The sequence below is a fragment of the Sphingomonas sp. Ant20 genome, assembly GCF_000783375.1.
GTDB lineage: Bacteria > Pseudomonadota > Alphaproteobacteria > Sphingomonadales > Sphingomonadaceae > Sphingomonas > Sphingomonas aerolata.
Genome location: NZ_JRVI01000020.1, coordinates 50,787 through 70,992 on the forward strand (window position 1 = coordinate 50,787; position 20,206 = coordinate 70,992).

General features: G+C 65.5%; 15 protein-coding genes and 4 pseudogenes. 9 read left to right on the forward strand and 10 right to left on the reverse strand.

The genetic code is table 11. From position 1 onward, the window contains the following. Nucleotides 1-2 precede the first annotated feature (2 nt). On the forward strand, nucleotides 3-1,178 hold the full coding sequence (gene rnd, locus NI18_RS04620; RefSeq protein WP_031439011.1) for a ribonuclease D: 1,176 nt from the start codon (nucleotides 3-5) through the stop codon (nucleotides 1,176-1,178). After that, nucleotides 1,175-1,480 carry an I78 family peptidase inhibitor gene (locus NI18_RS22055; protein ID WP_052148993.1) on the forward strand — a complete coding sequence of 102 codons (306 nt, stop codon included), beginning with the start codon at nucleotides 1,175-1,177 and terminating at the stop codon, nucleotides 1,478-1,480. Before rnd ends, NI18_RS22055 begins: the two co-directional genes overlap by 4 nt. Before the next feature lie 24 nt (nucleotides 1,481-1,504). Here NI18_RS22055 and NI18_RS04630 read toward each other — a convergent pair. The 4 genes and pseudogenes from NI18_RS04630 to NI18_RS04645 form a co-directional block, all read right to left on the reverse strand. Further along, nucleotides 1,505-3,015 (reverse strand): annotated as a pseudogene (locus NI18_RS04630) (Ppx/GppA family phosphatase). Next, a pseudogene (locus tag NI18_RS04635) lies at nucleotides 3,012-5,176 on the reverse strand (RNA degradosome polyphosphate kinase). Before NI18_RS04635 ends, NI18_RS04630 begins: the two co-directional pseudogenes overlap by 4 nt. 15 nt (nucleotides 5,177-5,191) lie before the next feature. Continuing rightward, a complete protein-coding gene (locus tag NI18_RS04640) occupies nucleotides 5,192-5,836 on the reverse strand; it encodes a DnaA/Hda family protein (protein WP_031439007.1) in 645 nt (214 codons plus the stop codon). Between the two features lie 11 nt (nucleotides 5,837-5,847). After that, nucleotides 5,848-7,092: pseudogene (locus tag NI18_RS04645) on the reverse strand (heavy-metal-associated domain-containing protein). A 64-nt stretch (nucleotides 7,093-7,156) separates the two neighbouring features. On the opposite strand from NI18_RS04645, the gene purM reads away from it, so the two are divergent. Genes purM through NI18_RS04660 form a run of 3 tightly spaced genes read left to right on the forward strand, consistent with a single transcriptional unit; the run spans nucleotide 7,157 to nucleotide 9,453 of the window. Continuing rightward, on the forward strand, nucleotides 7,157-8,260 hold the full coding sequence (purM, locus tag NI18_RS04650; RefSeq protein ID WP_037528499.1) for a phosphoribosylformylglycinamidine cyclo-ligase: 1,104 nt from the start codon (nucleotides 7,157-7,159) through the stop codon (nucleotides 8,258-8,260). Next, nucleotides 8,253-8,825 (forward strand): phosphoribosylglycinamide formyltransferase, encoded by a 573-nt coding sequence (gene purN / locus NI18_RS04655; RefSeq protein WP_037528472.1) that lies wholly within the window; start codon nucleotides 8,253-8,255, stop codon nucleotides 8,823-8,825. Before purM ends, purN begins: the two co-directional genes overlap by 8 nt. 25 nt (nucleotides 8,826-8,850) lie before the next feature. After that, entirely contained in the window at nucleotides 8,851-9,453 is a 603-nt protein-coding gene (locus NI18_RS04660; protein WP_031393389.1) for a hypothetical protein, read from the forward strand. Nucleotides 9,454-9,477: 24 nt separating this feature from the next. On the opposite strand, the gene NI18_RS04665 is transcribed toward NI18_RS04660, so the two are convergent. From NI18_RS04665 to NI18_RS04680, 4 genes are all read right to left on the reverse strand, one after another. After that, nucleotides 9,478-9,969: a GNAT family N-acetyltransferase gene (locus NI18_RS04665; RefSeq protein ID WP_328799342.1), complete on the reverse strand. Its 492-nt coding sequence runs from the start codon at nucleotides 9,967-9,969 to the stop codon at nucleotides 9,478-9,480. 26 nt (nucleotides 9,970-9,995) lie between these two features. Beyond that, a complete protein-coding gene (gene ndk / locus NI18_RS04670; protein WP_031393391.1) occupies nucleotides 9,996-10,418 on the reverse strand; it encodes a nucleoside-diphosphate kinase in 423 nt (140 codons plus the stop codon). A gap of 89 nt (nucleotides 10,419-10,507) precedes the next feature. Further along, nucleotides 10,508-10,945: a DNA polymerase III subunit chi gene (locus NI18_RS04675; protein WP_037528477.1), complete on the reverse strand. Its 438-nt coding sequence runs from the start codon at nucleotides 10,943-10,945 to the stop codon at nucleotides 10,508-10,510. An 83-nt stretch (nucleotides 10,946-11,028) separates the two neighbouring features. After that, nucleotides 11,029-12,435 carry a leucyl aminopeptidase gene (locus NI18_RS04680; RefSeq protein WP_306286238.1) on the reverse strand — a complete coding sequence of 469 codons (1,407 nt, stop codon included), beginning with the start codon at nucleotides 12,433-12,435 and terminating at the stop codon, nucleotides 11,029-11,031. Between the two features lie 294 nt (nucleotides 12,436-12,729). Here NI18_RS04680 and lptD point away from each other — a divergent pair, with 294 nt between their 5' ends. The 4 genes from lptD (at nucleotide 12,730) to rsmA (ending at nucleotide 18,320) form a co-directional block, all read left to right on the forward strand. Further along, nucleotides 12,730-14,973 (forward strand): LPS assembly protein LptD, encoded by a 2,244-nt coding sequence (lptD, locus tag NI18_RS04685; protein WP_198526942.1) that lies wholly within the window; start codon nucleotides 12,730-12,732, stop codon nucleotides 14,971-14,973. Nucleotides 14,974-15,044: 71 nt separating this feature from the next. Further along, nucleotides 15,045-16,454 (forward strand): peptidylprolyl isomerase, encoded by a 1,410-nt coding sequence (locus tag NI18_RS04690; RefSeq protein ID WP_084215042.1) that lies wholly within the window; start codon nucleotides 15,045-15,047, stop codon nucleotides 16,452-16,454. 7 nt (nucleotides 16,455-16,461) lie between these two features. Further along, nucleotides 16,462-17,472 carry a 4-hydroxythreonine-4-phosphate dehydrogenase PdxA gene (pdxA, locus tag NI18_RS04695; RefSeq protein ID WP_084215043.1) on the forward strand — a complete coding sequence of 337 codons (1,011 nt, stop codon included), beginning with the start codon at nucleotides 16,462-16,464 and terminating at the stop codon, nucleotides 17,470-17,472. Then, on the forward strand, nucleotides 17,469-18,320 hold the full coding sequence (gene rsmA / locus NI18_RS04700; protein WP_037528481.1) for a 16S rRNA (adenine(1518)-N(6)/adenine(1519)-N(6))-dimethyltransferase RsmA: 852 nt from the start codon (nucleotides 17,469-17,471) through the stop codon (nucleotides 18,318-18,320). Before pdxA ends, rsmA begins: the two co-directional genes overlap by 4 nt. Nucleotides 18,321-18,331: 11 nt before the next feature. On the opposite strand, the gene NI18_RS04705 is transcribed toward rsmA, so the two are convergent. Both NI18_RS04705 and NI18_RS04710 read right to left on the reverse strand, forming a co-directional pair. Continuing rightward, entirely contained in the window at nucleotides 18,332-18,832 is a 501-nt protein-coding gene (locus tag NI18_RS04705) for a tetratricopeptide repeat protein (protein WP_128082084.1), read from the reverse strand. A gap of 32 nt (nucleotides 18,833-18,864) precedes the next feature. Then, nucleotides 18,865-20,050 (reverse strand): annotated as a pseudogene (locus NI18_RS04710) (RsmB/NOP family class I SAM-dependent RNA methyltransferase). Nucleotides 20,051-20,206 lie beyond the last annotated feature (156 nt).

Here is a 20,206-nt window from a genome sequence, read left to right on the forward strand (position 1 = left end):
CGATGCATATCCACCCGCTTATCTCCGACAGTGCCACGCTCGCCAATCTGTGCGCGCGCCTGGCCGACGCCGACTATGTGTGCGTCGACACCGAATTCATGCGCGAGAGCACCTATTACCCGGAGCTTTGCCTGATCCAGATCGCCGACGACAAGGAAGCCGCGGCGATCGACCCGATGGCGCCGGGGATCGACCTGAAGCCGCTGCTCGATCTGCTCGTCGAGAATCACGACGTGCTGAAGGTCGTCCATGCCGGCGGGCAGGATATCGAGATCGTCTATAACCTCACGGGCAAGACCCCCTTCCCGCTGTTCGACACGCAGGTCGCGGCGATGGCGCTCGGCCAGGGCGAACAGATCGGCTATTCAAACTTGGTCGACAGCTGGCTCGGCATCGCGGTCGACAAGGGCGCGCGGTTCACCGACTGGGCGCGGCGCCCGCTGGATGCGCGCCAGATCGAATATGCGATCGGCGACGTCACGCATCTGTCGAAGATCTTCCCCAAGATGCTCGAGCGGCTGCGCAAGACCGGGCGCGGCGTGTGGCTTGACCAGGAGATGGAGCGGCTCGGCGATATCGCCAATTACGCGAACGATCCCGACCTGGCCTGGAAGCGCGTTCGGATCTCTGGGCGCAAGCCCGACGTGCTCGGCCGGTTGAAGGCCTTGGCGCGGTGGCGTGAACTCGAGGCGCAGGCGAAGGATCTGCCGCGCGGGCGGATCGTCAAGGACGAGACGCTTGGTGACATGGCAGGGCACCCGCCGCGGAAACAGTCCGACCTTGCCCGCGTCCGGGGGCTTTCGGCCACCTGGGCTGGCAACGATATCGGGGCGCGACTGATGCTCGCGATCGAGCAGGCACAGCCGCTCGGCGACGATGAGCTGCCGCCCCGCGACGATCGCAAGCCGGGTCTTGGCAAGGAGGGCTCGCTGGTCGCGGATCTGCTCAAACTCCTTCTCAAAATCCGCTCGCGAGATATTGATGTAGCGTCGAAACTTCTTGCGAGGACCGACGAGCTCGAGGCGCTGGCCGCGGGCGTGCGGACGGGCTTGCCGATGCTGGAGGGGTGGCGGTTCGACCAGTTCGGCCGCGACGCGCTGGACCTGGTCGAGGGCCGGCTGGCCTTTGCGGTGATCAACGGAAAGTTGAAAATGACCCGTACGGAGGACGCGGCATGAAGCGGGCGCTGCTTGCGGTCGTGCTTGCTTCGGCGGGGTGCATGCCGGTCGAGATGCGCGACGGCGCACCCGATGTTGCGACGCCAACCCCGCCCGGTGCAGCGTGCAAGATTGAGGCACTGGGCGATCTGGTTGGGAAGCGGGCAAGCGATGCGCGCGCGGATGTGATGCTGGCCCGATCGGGCGCGCGTACGCTGCGGTGGATCGCGCCGAACGACGTGGTGACGATGGACTTCCGGAACGATCGCCTGAATGTCTATGTCGACGGCGCGAGCAGGATCGAGCGTTTCACCTGCGCCTGACCCTGATTGCGCGTTCGTCTCCGGTCAAGCGATCGCGAGCACCGGCTTCCGGCCGATGGCCGCGGCTAGCGCCGCGTGCCGCCGCTCAACAGCTTCCCCGTAGAGTCCCCGATCTGCGAGCAGCAGCGTAAGCGTCAGCGATACGCCGTCATCGGTGATGCGCGAGCGTTTGAGCGGTCCGGCAAGCCCGCCGCTCATTCGCTGCCCGAGACGCATCGCAAGTCCCCAGGCCGTTGCGCTCTGGATCTCTGCGGGTGTCGCCAGGCGCTCCACGGGATCCGCGGCGGCCAGGTCACCGCCAAGGCTGGTATACAGGGCCTGGGCGAGCATACCGCGACCCGGTGCGTCGATCGCGACCCAATTGCCGTGCAACGCGACTTCGACCCCGCGCTCGGCGCGAAATTCCGGATTGGCGCGCAACCCACGTCGGCGAGGAGGCAGGCGGTGTGGCGTAAGCGCGCCACCGCAGGGGGTTCGGTAACGAACAACGGCGCGATCCAGCGATCGAGCAGATCGCCATGTTCGGGAAAGCGGCCGAGCAGGCGCCCCTCCTCGCGTGCGGCTTCGATCAGGGGGTCGAGTGCCCGCGCCGCCGGTTTGAGGTCGCCGTAGAGCAGCCCTTCGCGAAGGCCATAGGCGGAGACGATCGTCGTCTTGCTACCAAGCTGGCGCATGAGAATGCCGAGCAACGCGGCGGCATCCCCAAGCGTCGCGATCCGGCCGGACGACAGGCCCGGAATGGCTTTCAGGCGTGGCTTGGACAATTGCGGGATGGTGCGACTGAGGCGCGTGACGGTCGCTGCGGTCATCGAATATTGATGGATGATCGGCAGCGGATAGTCCGACAACTCCATATCGAGCCGCGCCAGCGCGCGCCATGACCCGCCGACGAGATACAGGGGCAGTCCCTGCCCGCGTGCGGCCCAGCCGGCGTCGCGTACGAGCCGCGCGACATGGCGCTCGAGCACCTTGCCGCGTTTCGCCCGCATCGGTCCGATACGCAGCACGCCGAGGGGGAACGAGACGCTGTCCTCGATCTTGCCACGGCGGACGCGTACGAGCTCAAGGCTGCCGCCGCCGAGATCGCCGACGATGCCATCCGCCTCAGGGATCGCAGACAGCACGCCATAGCCCGCAGCGCTCGCCTCCTGTCCGCCCGACAACGTCTCAACCTTGAGCCCCAACTCCTCTGCCGCGGCGATGAGGTCACCACCGTTCCGGGCATCGCGAACTGCTGCCGTGGCAACCGTCCGCAGCGTCGAACACTCCATCTCACGCGCAACCGCGGCAAACCGCGCAAGCGCCACCTTAGCCGTCTTGAGTGCTGACTTTTCGATCGTGCCCGTCGCCGCCAATCCGCGGCCGAGGCCCGCCAGCACCTTCTCGTTGAACCGGATCGCCGGCAGTCTGGGCGGCCCCTGATAGACGACGAGCCGGATCGAGTTCGATCCAATGTCGATGATCCCGGTGCGCGGATGGTCGTCGACCTCAACCTTTGGCGTCGCGGTGCCGAACAGGAGGTTGGTAACGCTCATCGCTGTCGACGGAGCGAAAGCGTCGGCACGGTTGCGCTCGTGGCAAGCGATGCACCACGGCCGGAAAGAGACGGATTGGTCATGAAATACCGATGCAGGTTGAACGGACGATCGCCGGGATCGACGCGCGAATAATCGCCGTCGGGTCCTAGCTCCCAGCTTTGTTCGTTGTCGATGAGATTGGCGACCATCACCTGGTCGAGGATCTGGTCGTGCACCGTCGGGTTGAGGATCGGCAGCATGTATTCGACGCGCCGATCGAAATTACGCGGCATCCAGTCGGCGGACGAGATGAACAGCTTTGCACCGTCATTCGGTAACGCCTTCCCGTTTCCGAAAGCCCAGATACGGCTGTGTTCGAGAAACCGGCCGATCACCGATTTGACGCGGATCGTTTCGGACAGGCCGGGCACACCCGGTCGGAGACAGCAGATACCGCGGATGATGAGTCGATTTCGACCCCAGCCCCGCTCGCCTCGTACAGCTTCTCGATCACCGCAGGGTCGACCAACGAGTTCATCTTCGCCCAGACCCCTGCCGGTCGCCCCGCGCGGGCATTGGCGATCTCGACGTCGATCAGGGTCATCAGATTCTTCCGGAGGTCGCGCGGGCTCAGGCTGACGCGGGCCATGTCCGTCGGTTCGACATAGCCGGTGATGTAGTTGAACATCTGCGCAGCATCACGCCCGACCGCCGCGTCGGCGGTAAAGAAGCTGAGGTCAGTGTAGATCTTGGCTGTGACGGGGTGATAATTGCCGGTACCGAAATGGCAGTAGGTCCGGAACGCCTGCCCCTCTCGGCGGACGACCAGGGAGACCTTTGCATGGGTCTTCCAGTCGATGAATCCATAGACGACCTGCACCCCTGCGCGTTCCAGCGCGGAGGCCCAGACCATGTTCTGCTCCTCATCGAACCGTGCCTTGAGTTCGACCACCGCGGTGACTGATTTGCCCGCCTCGGCCGCGGTGATCAGCGCATTGATGACCGCGGGTTGCTTGCCGGCGCGGTAGAGCGTCTGCTTGATGGCGACGACATCGGGATCATTCGCCGCCTGCTTCAGGAAGGCCAGCACCACCTCGAACGTCTCATAGGGGTGGTGGACGACGATGTCCTTGGCCTTGATCGCTGCGAAGCAATCACCGCCAAATTCACGGATTCGCTCCGGAAAGCGCGGCGTGAAGGGCGGGAATTTCAAATCGGGGCGATCCTCCTCGACCAGTCCGTCGAGATCGACGATGCCCAGCAGATTGCCGCTTTCGGTGATGATCGCCTCGGCCCCGCCCAGTTCATCTTTGAGCACGGCTGCCAGCACGTCCGGTATCCCGGTTTCCAGCTCGAGCCGGATTACCCGGCCCCGGCGGCGGCGTTTGATCGCGTTGGCAAAGTAGCGGACAAGGTCCTCCGCCTCCTCCTCGATCTCCATGTCGCTGTCGCGCAGGACGCGGAAGCTCGCGGCGGCAAGCACCTCATAGCCCGGGAACAGCACCGGCGCGAACCGCTTGAGGAGCGTCTCGATCGCGACGTAGCGCGCGGGCTCGCCAGGCAACCGCACGAAGCGCGTCATGGTGTGCGGCAACATGACCAGTTCGCGGACCGGCTCGTTGTCCGACCGGCGGACGAGGTCGAAGATTACCGACAGGCCGCGGTTCGGAATGAACGGGAACGGATGGGCGGGGTCGAGCGCCTGCGGGGTCAGAATCGGAAAGATCTGCTCACGAAAATGCGTTTCGAGCCAGTCATCGGCTTCGCCCTCGACGGCATCGCGGCGCAGGACAAACAGCCCCGCTTCGTCGAGCAGCACACGAAGATCACCCCAGACCGCCTGCTGGCTCTCCATCAGCGCGTCCGCTTCGCGGATGATCGCGGTCAGCTGCTGCCCGGCGGTCAAGCCGTCGGCCGAGCGACGATCGACGTCCTGCGTCTGCTGACCCTTCAGTCCGGCGACACGGACCATGAAGAACTCGTCGAGATTGGATCCCGAAATCGAGAGAAACCTAAGCCGTTCGAGCAACGGATGCGCCGGATTGCACGCCTCTTCGATCACGCGCCGATTGAACGCGAGCCAGGAAAGCTCACGGTTGAAAAATCGGTCGTTCGGCTGAGCGCCGATGGGATCGTCGTCGTCTTCCGCTTGGCGGACGATATGCGCTGGACGGTTCATCGGTCCTCTAGGGGCTTAAGGTGACGTGAAAAGCGGCAGATCAAGGGCAAGTTGCGGCCGTAGGATCAGGCCAGCCTCGGTCAGGGTGGTTCGTGCAAGATTAATGGACAAGCGCTTGCGGCGTTCCATCGTTTCCTGATCCAGCGCATCGACGGTTCGCGTGACGGTAATATGACTACGCTCGATTCGCGACGCGAGCCAGTCGATGAGATCGGGCCGTGCATCGACGTTGCGGCGCTCGAACAGATGCGCAAGCAACAGGCGCATGAGCTCGTCGTCGGGTGCACCGATCGCCGCGATCGGGCTCGCAGCAAGGCGCGATCGCAGGTCAGGAAGCTTGACCTTCCATTCGGGCGGTGCCGCGTCAGCGACAATGAGCAACGGTTTTTGCTCTTCCTGGGCCTGGTTCCAGGCGTGGAATAGCTGTGCCTCGGGTACGCGTTCTGCGTCGTCGATGATCGTCCCGCCACTCTTGGCCGCGAAGATCCGTGCGAGCAGGCTGCGGCCAGACTTTCGCGGACCGGTCAGGATGGCGGTCATCACCGGCCAGGTCGCCCAATGCTCCAGCGTCTGCGCCGCACGGACATTTGAAGGAGTTACGAGGAAGGCGTCGTCACGGGGATCCGCCGGCCAACCGAGCGGCAGCGCAATTTGAGTCATTCGATCCGCGCTCACCCTGTCGTCGCATTGTCCGCAGGCAAGTCCGGCGGAAGAAGTTGTGCGGTGCGGCGGATCCGAATGGTCTGGCCCGAACCGAACACCTGATAGCCGCGCGCTTCGAGCGCCGCCTTGAGCGCTGCCGGATCGCCATCATAGGCAACACGCATCAGTGACACGCCGCCGAGTGCGAGGCTGGTCGTCGCGGCCGACCGGACGCCGGGAATCGCCCGCAGCGCCGCCTCCGTCGAGGTAACGGCCGCCGCTGCGGGCGTATCGAACTGAACGGTGATCGAGAGGCCGGTGCCCCCCGTCAGGACGGCCGTATTGGCGTCGGCCGTTTCATCGCCCGGGACGGTCTCAGTCGCAATGGGATCGGGCGCAGGCGGCGGCGAAAGGCTGTAGTCGACCCGCAGCGTGCCGTTCCGCCGCGCCTGCTGGTACAGGTCATCGATCCGCTTGACGCCGGTGTCCATGAGCTGCGGCAGCCCGTCCGGGGGTCCCGACCCGCAGCGTGAAACGGCCGATCAGCGCGTTGTCGGGGCCATGACGTGCTTCGAACACCCCGATCACCGGGCCACCCGGCGATTGGCGATATAGCGTGACGACCGGAACGAGAATGTCGCTGGCGCCATATTGATCGATGATCGTCCGCCACCAGCCGCGGCCGGGCCGCTGCGTCTGGCCGACGTCAACAGTAGCGGGTCGGGGCCCGACCCCGACGGGCGGACATAGTCGATGCTGCTGTTACCCGTCCGATAGCGTGCCCAGGCCTGCTGCCATTCCGTCCGCTGCTCGAAGACCTGCCCGACACCGCCCGACCATTGGACCGGTATGACGAGCATCGGTTGCGACCGATCCGAATAAGTCGAGATACCCAGGAGCGATCCCGCCCGAGTCCGATCGAACAGAACGCCGAGCTTGGCGACGTAACGCTGCGGCCCGATCTGTTCGTTCTCGACGACGATACCCGAAACCAGCGAATCGAGCGTGCCGTCGGACACCAGCGCGCCGCCCCCGCCCAGCCGATTCGACAACTGCACCCAGGCCTTGCGCTGCGCCAGTCGCCAGCCGCCATAGCGGGCAGCGTCGGCGGACGGGCCCGCGACGTCGACGATGACGCCGCTGACCTCGTACGCACTCCCGCTATCGACGGGCGCTGCGCCGCGGCTGCCGCCCTCGATCTGTGCGAGCACGGCCCCGCCGCCAAGCAGGAGCGCGGCGCCGGCAAGCGCGATGGGAAGGGCACGGATACGCATCACGCGGGCCTTTTGGCGAAGCAGACGTGGAAATCCAAGCGCGATGTGGCTAGCAGCACCGATCATGACCGATACGCCAGACACCGCCACGCCCTATACCTATGCTCAAGCGGGGGTTTCGATCGCCGCCGGCAACGCGCTGGTGCGCGCGATTGCACCGCTTGCCCGCTCGACGCGACGACCCGGCGCCGATGCCGATCTCGGCGGCTTTGGTGGCCTGTTCGACCTGAAGGCGGCGGGCTTCGTCGACCCTTTGCTGGTCGCGGCGAACGATGGCGTGGGCACCAAGCTGAAGCTCGCGATCGAATGGAACCGACATGACGGCGTTGGCATCGATCTCGTTGCGATGTGCGTGAACGACCTAATCGTTCAGGGCGCAGAGCCGCTGTTTTTCCTCGATTATTATGCAAGCGGCAAGCTCGACGCCGCGGTGGCGGAGCGCGTAGTCGCGTCGATCGCAGAGGGTTGCAAGACGGCCGGTTGTGCGCTGATCGGCGGCGAAACCGCGGAGATGCCGGGCATGTACGCGGACGGCGACTATGATCTCGCCGGCTTCTGCGTCGGCGCGGTCGAGCGGACCAACATGCTGACCGGCCGCGATATCGCGGCGGGCGATGTGATGCTCGGACTGGCGTCGTCGGGCGTGCATTCGAACGGCTTCTCGCTGGTCCGCCGTCTCGCCAGCGACCGCGGGTGGAAACTCGACCGGCCGGCGCTGTTCGATCAGGACAAGCTGCTGATCGACCATCTGATGGCACCGACTCGGATATACGTCGCCGGCCTGCTGCCGCTCCTGCGCGAACGCCGCATCAAGGGCCTCGCGCATATCACGGGCGGTGGGTTGCTCGAAAACATTCCACGGGTTCTGCCACAAGGCGTTCACGCGACCGTCGATGCGGATGCCTGGGAGCAGTCCCGGCTCATGGCGTTCCTTCAGGCGCAGGGTGCTATCGAACCGGAGGAGATGGCACGGACCTTCAATTGCGGCGTCGGCATGGTCGCTATCGTCGACGCTAACGATGTGACAATGATCACCGCTGCGCTGGAAGCCGCGGGCGAGACGGTATTCCCGATCGGGCGGATCGAGGCGGGGACACATGGCTGCACCGTGCGCGGTTCGGCGGGCACATGGAGCGCGCGCGCCGACTGGACCGCGACTCATGGCTGACAGAACGCGCGTCGGCGTGCTCCTATCGGGGCGCGGATCGAACATGATCGCGCTGGTTGAGGCGTCGCGCGCTGCGAACTGCCCTTATGAGGTGGTGCTCGTCGCGTCCGACAAGCCGGAGGCGGCCGGCATCGCATGGGCAAAGGCCGAGGGGATAGCGACATTTGCGCTGTCTCCCCGCGGGTTGGGTAAACCGGCCTTTGAGGCGGCGATCGATCGGGCGCTCCGGGACGCCGCGGTCGATGTCATCGCGCTGGCCGGCTATATGCGGCTGCTCTCCGACGGACTCGTCGCCGCATGGCGCGATCGGATCGTCAATATCCATCCCTCGTTGCTCCCCAAATATAAGGGGCTCGATACGCATGCGAGGGCGATCGCGGCGGGCGATGCCACCGGAGGATGCTCGGTCCATCTGGTTACCGAGGAACTCGATGGCGGCGTCGTGCTGGGCCAGGCCGAAGTCCCGATTCTGCCAGCCGACGACGCGGACGCGCTGGCGAGTCGCGTGCTGGCCGCGGAACATGCGCTATACCCCAGAACGCTCGCCGAGTTCGTGACACGATGAACGCCCTGTCGAAAGCAGACGTCTGATGAGCCGCGAAACACCAACCGAACGGCGTGAAGCCGCCGAAACGCGTCGCCGCTGGGTGACGCTGGCAGAGGTCCTCGCGGTCGCTGGCGTGCTCATCGCGGCACTCACGCTGTGGAGCAACTGGTCCGAACGCAACGCGGACAAGGCCGAGAAGGCGAGCGCACTTGCCAGCGAACAGCGCGAAAGCCGGCGTTTCGAAATCCGAGCCGTCGCGGCGGAGAATGGCGATTCGCTGATGTTGCTGCGCGACGAGAGGCACGACATCCAGACGGCGACGATCGCGTTCCCCTCGGCGCTGAGCGTCGAGCGCAAGGATGCCCTGACGGATCAGATCCAACGCGACTGGTTCGAAAAGGCCTTGCTGAAAGCCACCGACGGCGGCGCGGACGATCAGGCCGGGCGGCTGCCGGTCCTCATTGCCGTCACCTATACCGACGGCGATGTCTCGGGTTCGGCAAGCGGCATCTACGACGTGATCTGGCGCACGAAAGCCGGTGTGTTTCCGTTCGGCCGATCGCTGAAACTGGAGGGCTTGAAGCTCAGGCAACGTGGCGGCGATCAGGCTAGGCTAGACGCGTTATGGACACGCCAACAACGCTAACGAGGCACCTTACCCCTGCGACCGTCAGATTTCACGGGCGTAGACCGGATCGGTATACGGCGTCGTCCCGATCCTGAAGGGCCGGGTGCCGATCACGGAGAATTGCTGGCGTTCGTAAAAGGCGCGGGCGCGGGCGTTCAAGCCCCACACACCCAACAACACACGGGCGTAATCGCGCTCGGCCGCGTCAGCGAGCGCCCGGTCCATCAACGCGGCACCGAGACCTGATCCCTGCGCCTGCTTCATGAGGTAGATGCGGCGCAGTTCGATATCGCGAGGGCCGGTGTCGATAGGAAATGCAGGCTTCGTAAGTACGGAATAGCCGATCGGGGCATGGCCCGGCTCATATTCGGCGAGCGTCACGATCGTTGCCGGATCATCGAGCCATGCCTCGAAGACCGCGACGCTGTTGTTCCGCGTACAATGATCGACGATGTCGACGCCCGCAAATGCTGTTGCGTAGGCGTCAAGAAACGAGGCGGCTCCGACGAGCGAGAGGGCGGGCGCATCGCCCACCGTCGCGCGTCGCAGCCGCCAGAGCATCAGCCGACGATTTCTTCGGGCTTGAAGAAATAGGCGATCTCGATCTCCGCATTCTCGTCCGAATCCGAACCGTGAACGCTATTGGCTTCGATCGACTCAGCGAGTTCCTTGCGGATCGTGCCGGGCTCGGCGTTTGCCGGGTTGGTCGCGCCCATGATGTCGCGGTTGCGCTGCATCGCGTTCTCACCCTCGAGAACCTGAACGACGACGGGGCCCGAGATCATGAACGAGACGAGCTCACCGAAGAAGGGGCGCTCCTTGTGCACCGCGTAGAAGCCTTCGGCCTGCTCACGGGTCATCTGGATGCGCTTCGACGCGACGACGCGCAGGCCGGCTTCCTCGAGCATCTTGGTGACCGCACCGGTCAGGTTGCGGCGGGTGGCATCGGGCTTGATGATCGAAAAGGTACGGTTCGCGGCCATGATGGTCACGGGCTCCTGTGTTGGCGGGAATTGGATGCGCGGCGCTTAGGCGCGGATCGGCCCCAAAGCAACGCCTATGCCGTCCAATTTCAGGCAGCTTGCTCCCAGCGGCCGGCATCGTTCTGTTTCCAGTACCGGCGCTCGACACCGTCGCGATCGCCTAGCGCCTTCCATGCCAGCCGCGCCTCGCGAATCGCCTCTTCGTCAAAAACATGGAACACCCGCTCGAAATCGAGCGCCGCGTCCCGCCAGTGACCATCGACGATCGCAACATTGCGCGCGGCGTTGGCCGTCGTCACGTCGCTGGCAATCAGGACGGGCTGTGCCGCGTCGTCACCTGCGCCGATATGCGCATGGGGCAGGAAGCTCTCCGGCGCATAGGACCAGAGGAGCCGATCGAGGGCGACACGCTGCGCCTCGGGTTCGGCGACAATCAAAAGGCGACCGCCGGTCTGCACGACGCGCTCGGCGATTCGCGGAAGGACGCGGTCGAGCGGGGTGGTCAGGTGGTAGAAATCGACCTGCATTATGCTCATTCCCCGAGTTCAGACTGCCGCCCAAGTGGCCCCCCGTCATCCCGACCGCTGCCGGGATGAGGGATAGGTGACGTTCAGCCTTCGAAATTGTCGGCAACGAACCGGTCGAGCAGGCGCACGCCATAGCCGGTCGCGCCCTTGTCGTGGTGGGTTCCCGGCTTGTCCGACCAGACCATGCCCGCGATGTCGAGATGTGCCCATTTCACGCCTTCGTCGACGAAGCGCTTGATGAACTGCGCCGCAGTGATCGACCCTGCGCCGCGCGGGCCGACATTCTTCATGTCCGCGATCGGCGAGTCGATCAGCTTGTCGTAGGCCGGCGACAGCGGGAAACGCCACAGCGTGTCGCCGCTGGCCGTACCAGCCGCAAGCAATTGGTCCGCCAGCGCGTCGTCATTGGCGAAGATGCCGCCATTCTCGGTGCCAAGCGCGACAATCATCGCACCCGTCAGCGTCGCGAGATCGACGATAGTCGCAGGCTGATGCGTCTTCTGCACCCAGGTTACGCAGTCGCAAAGCACGAGCCGTCCCTCGGCATCGGTGTTCAGGACTTCGATCGTCTGGCCCGACATCGACGTGATGACGTCGCTTGGTCGCAGCGCCGCGCCATCGGGCATGTTCTCGACCAATCCCATCACGCCGACCACATTGACCTTCGCCTTGCGGGCCGCCAGCGCCTTCAGGGCGCCGGCGACGGCCCCTGCCCCGCCCATGTCCCACTTCATGTCTTCCATGCCTGCGCCCGGCTTGATGGAGATACCACCCGAATCGAACGTCACGCCCTTGCCGACAAGGGCAAGCGTCGGGACGTCGGCGGCGGCCCCGTTCCATTTCAGCGCCAGCAGGCGGGCCTCGCGTCGCGAGCCCTGGCTGACGCTCAGCAGCGAACCCATGCCGAGTTCCGCCATCTGCGCTTCGTCGAGGACGGTGATTTCGAGCCCCAGCCCTTCGACGTCCTTCGTCACCTTCTCGACAAAGCTCTCGGGATAGAGAATGTTCGGCGGCGACGTGACGAGCCACCGCGTCAGATCCATGCCACCACTCACCGCGGCCTGCTCAGCCCATGCCGCGTCGGTGCCTTCGGGGGCACCGGCGATCGTGAATGTCGTCAAGCTGGGCTTCGACGTCTCGGCAAGCTTGGTGCGATACGTGTCGTAACGCCATGCGCGCTGCAGGCCCGCTGCGGCGAACCGGGCGGCAGCCGCAGCACTCGGGGGCGTCGAGGCGGCACCCAGGTCGATCGTTACAGCAATGGCGCCTGACGTCAGCAGGCGCGCGGTGACCGCACCGCCCGCTTTCCCCCAATCCGCATCGCTGCCTGCACCGACGCCAACGAACAGGAGGTGGCGTACCGTGTCCGCGACCGGAACGAAGACCTCGATGATCGCCCCCGCTTCGCCGGTGAAGCGGGCAGCGGCCGCGGCCTGCGTCGCTACCGCCTCGACGCTATCCCCGATCGCGGTCCATCGCGTCTTGGACAGTCCGTCCTTGGCAACGGGCACGGCGAGAATGGCCGCATCGGGCTTGGCGACGGGGGGTGAAATCGATCTGCATGGGGACCTCGAAAAACATTGAATAAACTGGGCTAGATGCCCCTAAGCTGATGCTGCGGAGGCGGCAAAGCAAGGTCGCGGCCGATCAAGCCTGTGGATAGCGGTGATCCGACGCACGGCGATTGCAGCAACGCGCGGACGATGCGATAGGCGGCGCGGTATGGCGGCGCCCGGCCGCAGTTCCAAAAGGGGTTGGTTCGGATCGTGTTGCGTATCGACCTTATGGCGGGTTGCGCCCTGTCGCTCGCCTTGCTCGCATCGGGACTGCTTCCAGCGTCCGCGCGCGCGCAGGATCTCCAGGCGCGTCCGGCTGCGCCGCCCCTACCGGAAACGCCGACATCGTCGACCCCAACGGACCCGGATCAGGTGCAGTTCAGCGCCAGCGGTCTCGAATATGACACCGACGCCGACATCGTCACGGCAACTGGCGAAGTCCGCATGTTCCGCCAGGGCGATCGGCTGCGCGCCGACAAGGTGCTGTGGAACCGCAAGACCGGCAAGGTCCTCGCGACGGGCAATATCGCGGTCACCAACCCCCAGGGCGACATTGCCTATGGCGACTCGATCGAATTGACCGACTCGCTGAAAGACGGCGTGGTCGACAACATGCTGGTCGTGCTCGAACAGGGCGGCAGGCTGGCCGCCAAGCAGGGGACGCGCGAAGCTGATGGCACGGTCGAACTGCGCAGTGCCGCATATACGCCCTGCGCCGTCGTCAACTCGGCCGGTTGCCCCAAGGAGCCAACGTGGAAGATCACCGCGGTCAGCGTCACCTATCGCCCCGACCGCAAGCGGATCTATTATGCCGGCGCGCGGCTGCACCTGTTCGGCCTTCCCAGCCTGCCTCTGCCCAAATTCTCCAATCCCGTCGGTGGGGGCAGCGACAGTGGGCTGCTATCGCCCAATGGCGGCTATAGCCGGGTCAACGGTTTCGAAGTCAGCATTCCCTATTATGTGAAGCTCGCGCCCAACCAGGGCCTGGTCGTCACGCCGCACCTCTACACCAGCGTCCTACCGATGCTTCAGGCCGACTACTCCGCGCTCAGCACCAGGGGCGCGTTCAGCCTCCGCGCCTATGCGACCGAAAGCCGCCGAAGCGACGATCTGACCACGGCAAATTCGGCGGACACCAGCATGGCGTTCCGCGGCTATCTCGACGGCATGGCGCGCTATCAGCTGACGCCCAACTGGAGTGTCAGCGGCTCGCTCCGCCTGACGACCGACCGGACGTTCCTGCGGCGCTACGACATCTCGCGCGACGACCGGTTGCGCAGCACGGCCAGCCTCGAGCGGATCGACGACAGCAGCTATTTCGCGCTGACCGGCTGGTACGTCCAGACGCTGCGCGTCAATGACGGCCAAGGTCAGCAGCCGATCGCGCTTCCCGAGATCGACTATCGCAAGCGCTTCGACGATGGACTGGTCGGGGGCCGCGTGCAGCTCCAGCTCAACACGCTGGCGCTGACACGCACCGACGGACAGGACACGCAGCGCGCGTTCGCCAGCGCGCAATGGGATCTTCGGCGCCTGACGAACTGGGGTCAGGAAGTCACCTTCACGGCATTCGCCCGCGCCGACGCCTATAACACGAACAACACCGACGCGACCTCGATCGTCAGTTATCGCGGACTCGAAGGATTTCACAAGCGGGCGATCGGCGCAGCTGCCGTCGACGTGAAATGGCCGTTCATCGGCACGTTCCTCGGCGGCACGCAGCGGTTCACGCCGCGTGTCCAGCTCGTAGCCGCACCGAGCATTGCCAACACGCGCATCCCCAACGAGGATTCGCGCGCCGTCGACCTCGACGATACCAACCTGTTCGCACTGAACCGGTTTGCCGGGTATGACCGGTTCGAGGATTCCTCGCGCGCCACCTATGGCGGCGAATGGGCGCTCGACCTTCCCGGGATCGCCTTCACGACGAATATCGGGCAGAGCTATCGCCTGGGTACGCGGCCGACGATCCTGCCCGACGGTACGGGGCTCAGCGACCGGTTCTCCGATATCGTCGGTCGCAGTGAATTACGGTTCCGCGACTTTGTCTCGGTGGTGCACCGCTACCGGCTCGACAAGGACAGCCTGGCGATCCGCCGCAACGAGATCGACGCGACGATCGGATCGCGCGCAACCTATGTGCTCGTCGGCTATCTCAAGCTGAACCGCAACATCGACGCGGCGATCGAGGATTTGCGCGATCGCGAGGAGATCCGCGTCGCTGGCCGTGTCCAGTTCGCACGGTTCTGGTCCGCCTTCGGATCGGGGGTCGTCGATTTGACGAACAAAGCGGAAGATCCGCTGTCCGTCAGCGACGGTTTCAGCCCGATCCGCCACCGTGTCGGCGTTCAGTATGAAGACGATTGCCTGCGGCTTGGCGCGACGTGGCGGCGGACGTACAACGATACCGGTGATGCGCGGAAGGGGAACAGTTTCCTGCTGACGCTGGCCTTCACCAATCTTGGCCGCTAAGCCCGCATTCAGCTAAGCCAGGGTAGGCCGCGCGCACGTGCGATGATACGCGATGATGGGATACCGACACCTTGAAGCATGATGTTCGACTGACGGCGCGTGGTGGCCGCGTAATCGGCGCTGTGGTCCTTGCCGCACTGACCGCAAGCGCCATTGCCCAGACCGCGCCAACGCCTGCGCCCGCGCCCGCTGGAGGATCCGGCCAGACCGTGTCCGATCAGAGCGTGCCCGACAATACCGGGCTTAACCTGCCGACGAACCTTCAGATCTTCGGCAAGGTCGATCCGAACGTCCGCAAGCCGACGGCGATCGTCAACGACTCCGTGATCACCGGCACCGACGTCGATCAGCGCGTCGCCTTGATCGCGATGGCCAATGAGGGCGCCAAGCTCTCGCCCGAAGACCGCGACCGGTTGAAGCTCCAGGTCCTGCGGCAGCTGATCGACGAAACGCTGCAGATCCAGGAGGCAAAGACCGCCGACATCACGATCACGCCCGCCGAACTGACGCAGAGCTATGACGCGGTGTCGAAGCGGTTCAACCGTACCCCTGCCACCATGGCGGCCTATCTGCGGCAGACCGGCTCGTCGGATCGCTCGCTCAAGCGTCAGATCGAAGGCGAGCTGGCCTGGCAGCGCTATCTGCGGCGGCGCGTCGAGCCCTTCGTCAACGTCGGTGACGAGGAGGTCAAAGGCATCATCGACCGCCTCGAGGCGGCCAAGGGTACGGACGAGTTCAACCTGAAAGAAATCTACCTCGCCGGGAATGCGACGAACGGGCAACAGGTCTATGCCAATGCCCGCCAGCTGATCCAGGAAATCCAGAAGGGCACGCAGCCGTTCGAGTCCTATGCGCGGCAATTCTCCGAGGCGTCGACCCGCGCGGTCGGCGGCGATCTCGGCTGGGTTCGTGCATCGACGCTGCCGGCCGAGCTCGCGCAGGCGACGCAGTCGATGCAGGTCGGTCAGGTGGCCGGTCCGATCGAGGTGTCGGGCGGCTATTCGATCCTGTACCTGACCGACAAGCGCCAGGTGCTGACCGCCGACCCACGCGACGCGCGGCTCAGCCTGAAGCAGCTGACGTTGCGCTTCCCGCCCAATACCTCGCAGGCGCAGGCCGCGGCTCGCGCCGAGGCGTTCGCTAGAGCGACGAAGGATCTGCGCGGGTGCGGCACCGTCGAAAAGGTCGCCGCGGGCATCGGCGCGGATGTTGTCGACAATGATACGGTCCGGATCCGCGATCTTCCGCCGCAGCTTCAGGAAGTGATGCTCAAGTTGCAGGTCGGCGAATCGAGTCCGCCGTTTGGGTCCGCCGAACAGGGCGTACGTGCCCTCGTCCTGTGCGGACGCGACGATCCGCAGTCAGGCAATCTGCCGAGTTCGGAGCAGATCCAGGGACAGCTCGAGCAGCAGCGCGTCAATTTGCGGGCCCAGCAGAAACTGCGCGATCTGCGTCGTGACGCCGTCGTCGAATATCGCTGATCCTGACATGCCGCAGTCGCGCCCCCTCGCCGTCTCGATGGGCGACCCCGCGGGGATCGGACCTGAAATCATCGCCAAGGCTTGGGCCGCGCGTGTTGCGCACGATCTGCCCCCGTTCGTTGCGATCGGCGACATCCGGGCGATCGAGCGGGTCTGGTCCGGGCCCGTGGTCCGGATCGCTGATCCTACCGAAACGGCCACGGTATTCGCCGGTGCGCTGCCGGTGCTGAGCGTCGAAGACGCGGGCGAGATCGTGCCCGGGAATCCGGATGTCGAGGGCGCCCGTTGCGCCTTGCATGCGCTCGAGCTTGCGGTGGGACTGGTCAAGACCGGAGCAGCACGCGCACTGGTCACGGGGCCGGTATCGAAGGCAAAGCTTTATGCGATTGGCTTCACCCATCCCGGGCAGACGGAGTTCGTCGCTGAACGGTTCGGCGTCGCGGGCGAGAATGCCGTGATGATGCTTGCCGGCCCGTCACTCCGTGTCGTGCCGATCACAACGCATGTACCGCTCAGCGACGTCGCGTCCCTGCTGTCGGTCGATCTGATCGTCGCAAAGGGGCGGGCAACGGCTCGTGGGTTGACGCGGAATTTCGGGATCGCGGCCCCGAGGCTCGCCTTTGCCGGGTTCAATCCGCATGCGGGCGAACAGGGCGCGCTCGGTCGTGAGGAGATTGATATCATCGCCCCGGCGATCGAGCTGCTGCGCGCGGAGGGCATCGATGCGACCGGGCCTTTTGCGGCAGATACCTTGTTCCACCCGCGCGCGCGCGCGACCTATGACGCGGTACTTTGCTGCTATCATGACCAGGCGCTCGTGCCGCTCAAGACCATCCATTTTGACGAAGGCGTCAACATCACGCTCGGGCTGCCTATCGTGCGTACGTCGCCTGACCACGGCACGGCATTCCCGATCGCCGGTAAAAACCTCGCCGAACCGGGTGCCATGATCGCGGCTATCGCGATGGCCGGCCAGGCATCCGATCGGCGTGCCGCGCAAAGCGCCGAAAGTCGATGATCGCCCCGGCACCGGCCCTCCCCCCGCTGCGCGAGGTGATCGCGCGGCATGGCCTCAATGCCAGCAAGGCGCTGGGGCAGAATTTCCTGTTCGACGGGCAATTGCTGGCGCGCATCGCCGCTGTGCCGGGTGACCTGCACGACGCTGAAGTCCTCGAGGTCGGCCCAGGTCCCGGTGGACTGACCCGCGCTTTGCTGGCGGCGGGTGCGCGCGTGACGGCGATCGAGCGGGATCACCGCTGTATCCCGGCGCTGGCCGAACTGGGCGAGGCGTTCCCGGGGCAGCTGAAGGTCATCGAGGGCGATGCGCTGGCGATCGACGCACCGGCGTTATTCACGACAAAGCCACACATCGTTTCCAACCTGCCCTATAATGTCGGTACCGCATTGCTGGTCGGCTGGCTGTCGGCGGACTGGGTGCCATGGTGGCAATCGCTGACGCTGATGTTTCAAAAGGAGGTCGCTGAACGCATTGTCGCGACCACCAATAGCGACCATTACGGACGTCTGGCGGTGCTGGCACAATGGCGAAGCGCGTCGCTGATCGCGATGCCGGTCCACAGATCGGCCTTCACGCCGCCACCCAAGGTCATGTCCGCGGTCGTCCACATCACGCCACAGGCCGCGCCCGAGGGTGTCGACTTCGCCCTGCTCGAACGGCTGACCGGCGCCGCATTTGGCCAGCGTCGCAAGATGCTCCGCCAGAGCCTGAAGTCGGTGCCTGGTGCTCTCGATGCGCTGGAGCGGATCGGGATCGATGGGACGCGACGCGCGGAGACCTTGTCGGTGCTGGATTTCGTGGCACTGGCGCGCGCTGCGAAGACACGGCCGCTCACCGTCAGCGGCTGAGGTCGTTCCGCTCAGTCCTTGGCGGGGGTCGCGGGCTTTACGACCTGCGCAGTCGTGATGGGCGGACCCTTGGCGATGATCGCGGCAAGCTGCACGGCTTCGGGACACGGACCCTTGCAGATGGTGCGGATCTTGGCGAGGTTGTCGCGGGCCCGGACGACCGCGCCCTTCATCACCAACGCACTGCCCTGCCCCTGCAACGCGGTGACGTCGTTGGGCTCGAGCAGCAGCGCCTCGCGGTAAAGGCGGATTGCCTTGCCCGGCAGTTCGCGTGCCTCTGCGACCCTGCCCAGTTCGACGAACGCCGCGCGATTGCGCGGATCCACCGCGACCGCGGTTTCGAGCATGTCGGTCGCACCGTCGAGATTGCCGGCCGCCTTGAGGCTTCGCCCCTGCGCGAGCAGTTGCAACGACCGCGCATCAATCTGCGTATCGGGCCGTTGGCCGCTCAGCGACGTCGATACGGACACGACCGTCAGCGCGGCGGCAACGGCAACGGTCGAAAAACGCATGATGGTCTCCAGGCGGGGCACAGCGGGTTTGGCTAGCATGGGCTGATAAGGCGCGCGACAAAAAATCCGTCGGTGCGTCGCGGCCCGGTTCGAGCCGAACCCCGTGGCCATGGACCGCGCCTGCAGGCAATGACAGCGGCGCGGTCGTCCAGCCGGGATGCGCGCCCAGGAACCATCCAACCTGGTCCGTGCCTTCCGCATCAAGCAGCGAACACACGATATACACCAGCGCGCCGCCCGGCTTGACCAGCGTTGCCGCGACCGACAGGACCTGCTGTTGGGTCGACTGCAATCTGGACACGCGGTCGGGCGTCAGGCGCCAGCGCGCCTCGGGATTGCGTCGCCACGTGCCTGTTCCCGAACAAGGCGCATCAACGAGCACGCCGTCCGCACGGCCTGCCCATTCGCTCAACGCCTCGATCTCACGGGTCGGGTTGAGCAACTGCGTCTCGATGATCGCGGCGCCCGCACGGGTCGCGCGCGGCGCCAGCCGTGACAGCCGGTTACGATCGGTATCGCAGGCAAGGAGGGTACCCGTGTTCGCCATCATCGCGGCGAGCGCGAGCGTCTTGCCGCCAGCGCCTGCGCAGAGGTCGACGATCCTTTGGCCGGGCTTGGCCTGCATCGCGAGCCCGACGATCTGGCTGCCCTCGTCCTGGACTTCCAGCGCTCCCTCGTTGAACAGCGGCAATGCCTCGACGTTCGTGCCGGTCGGCAGCCGGATTCCGTCGGGAGCGTGCGGTGTCGCCTCAGCGTCGGGCAATGCGGCGAGCACGGCGGGACGATCCGCGACGAGCGTGTTGACCCGCAGGTCGAGCGTCGCACGCCCCGCAAGATCGGTGAGCGCCGCGCCATCGAGCCCCGATGCCCGCAACGCCTTGGTCAGCCATTGCGGCGCGACGCCGGCGCGTGCGCGCGGTTCATCCTTGCCGATCGGCGCTGGTGCATGGGTCGAGCCGTCGAAGGTCGCGGCCAGCGCGGGGTCAGCATCGGCCACCAGCAGCATCGCGGCACGGCCGTTCTCAGGTCGATCTCCTGCCTTGCGGATCGCCGCATAGACGAGCTCACGCACGGCGCGACGGTCCTTCGACCCAGCGTAACGACGCGTGGCGAAGTAGCGGGCGATGAGCGTGTCCGCTGCCGCGCCACTCTCGCGGCAGCGGCGATGATCTGGTCGAGCAGCTCGATCGCGGCCTGCGTCCGCGCCGACGGGGTCAAGGCCGACCTCCCGGGATTGCGCAATATCGGGCAGTGATTTGGTAGGGGATCATCATCATCCCCTGCCCCTACCCCCTCCCGGACGTAGAAGGGAATGATTTCAGGTATCCGCTTGCCACATTCCCGGCCGGCGGGCCCTCCCGATCCCGTTGCGGC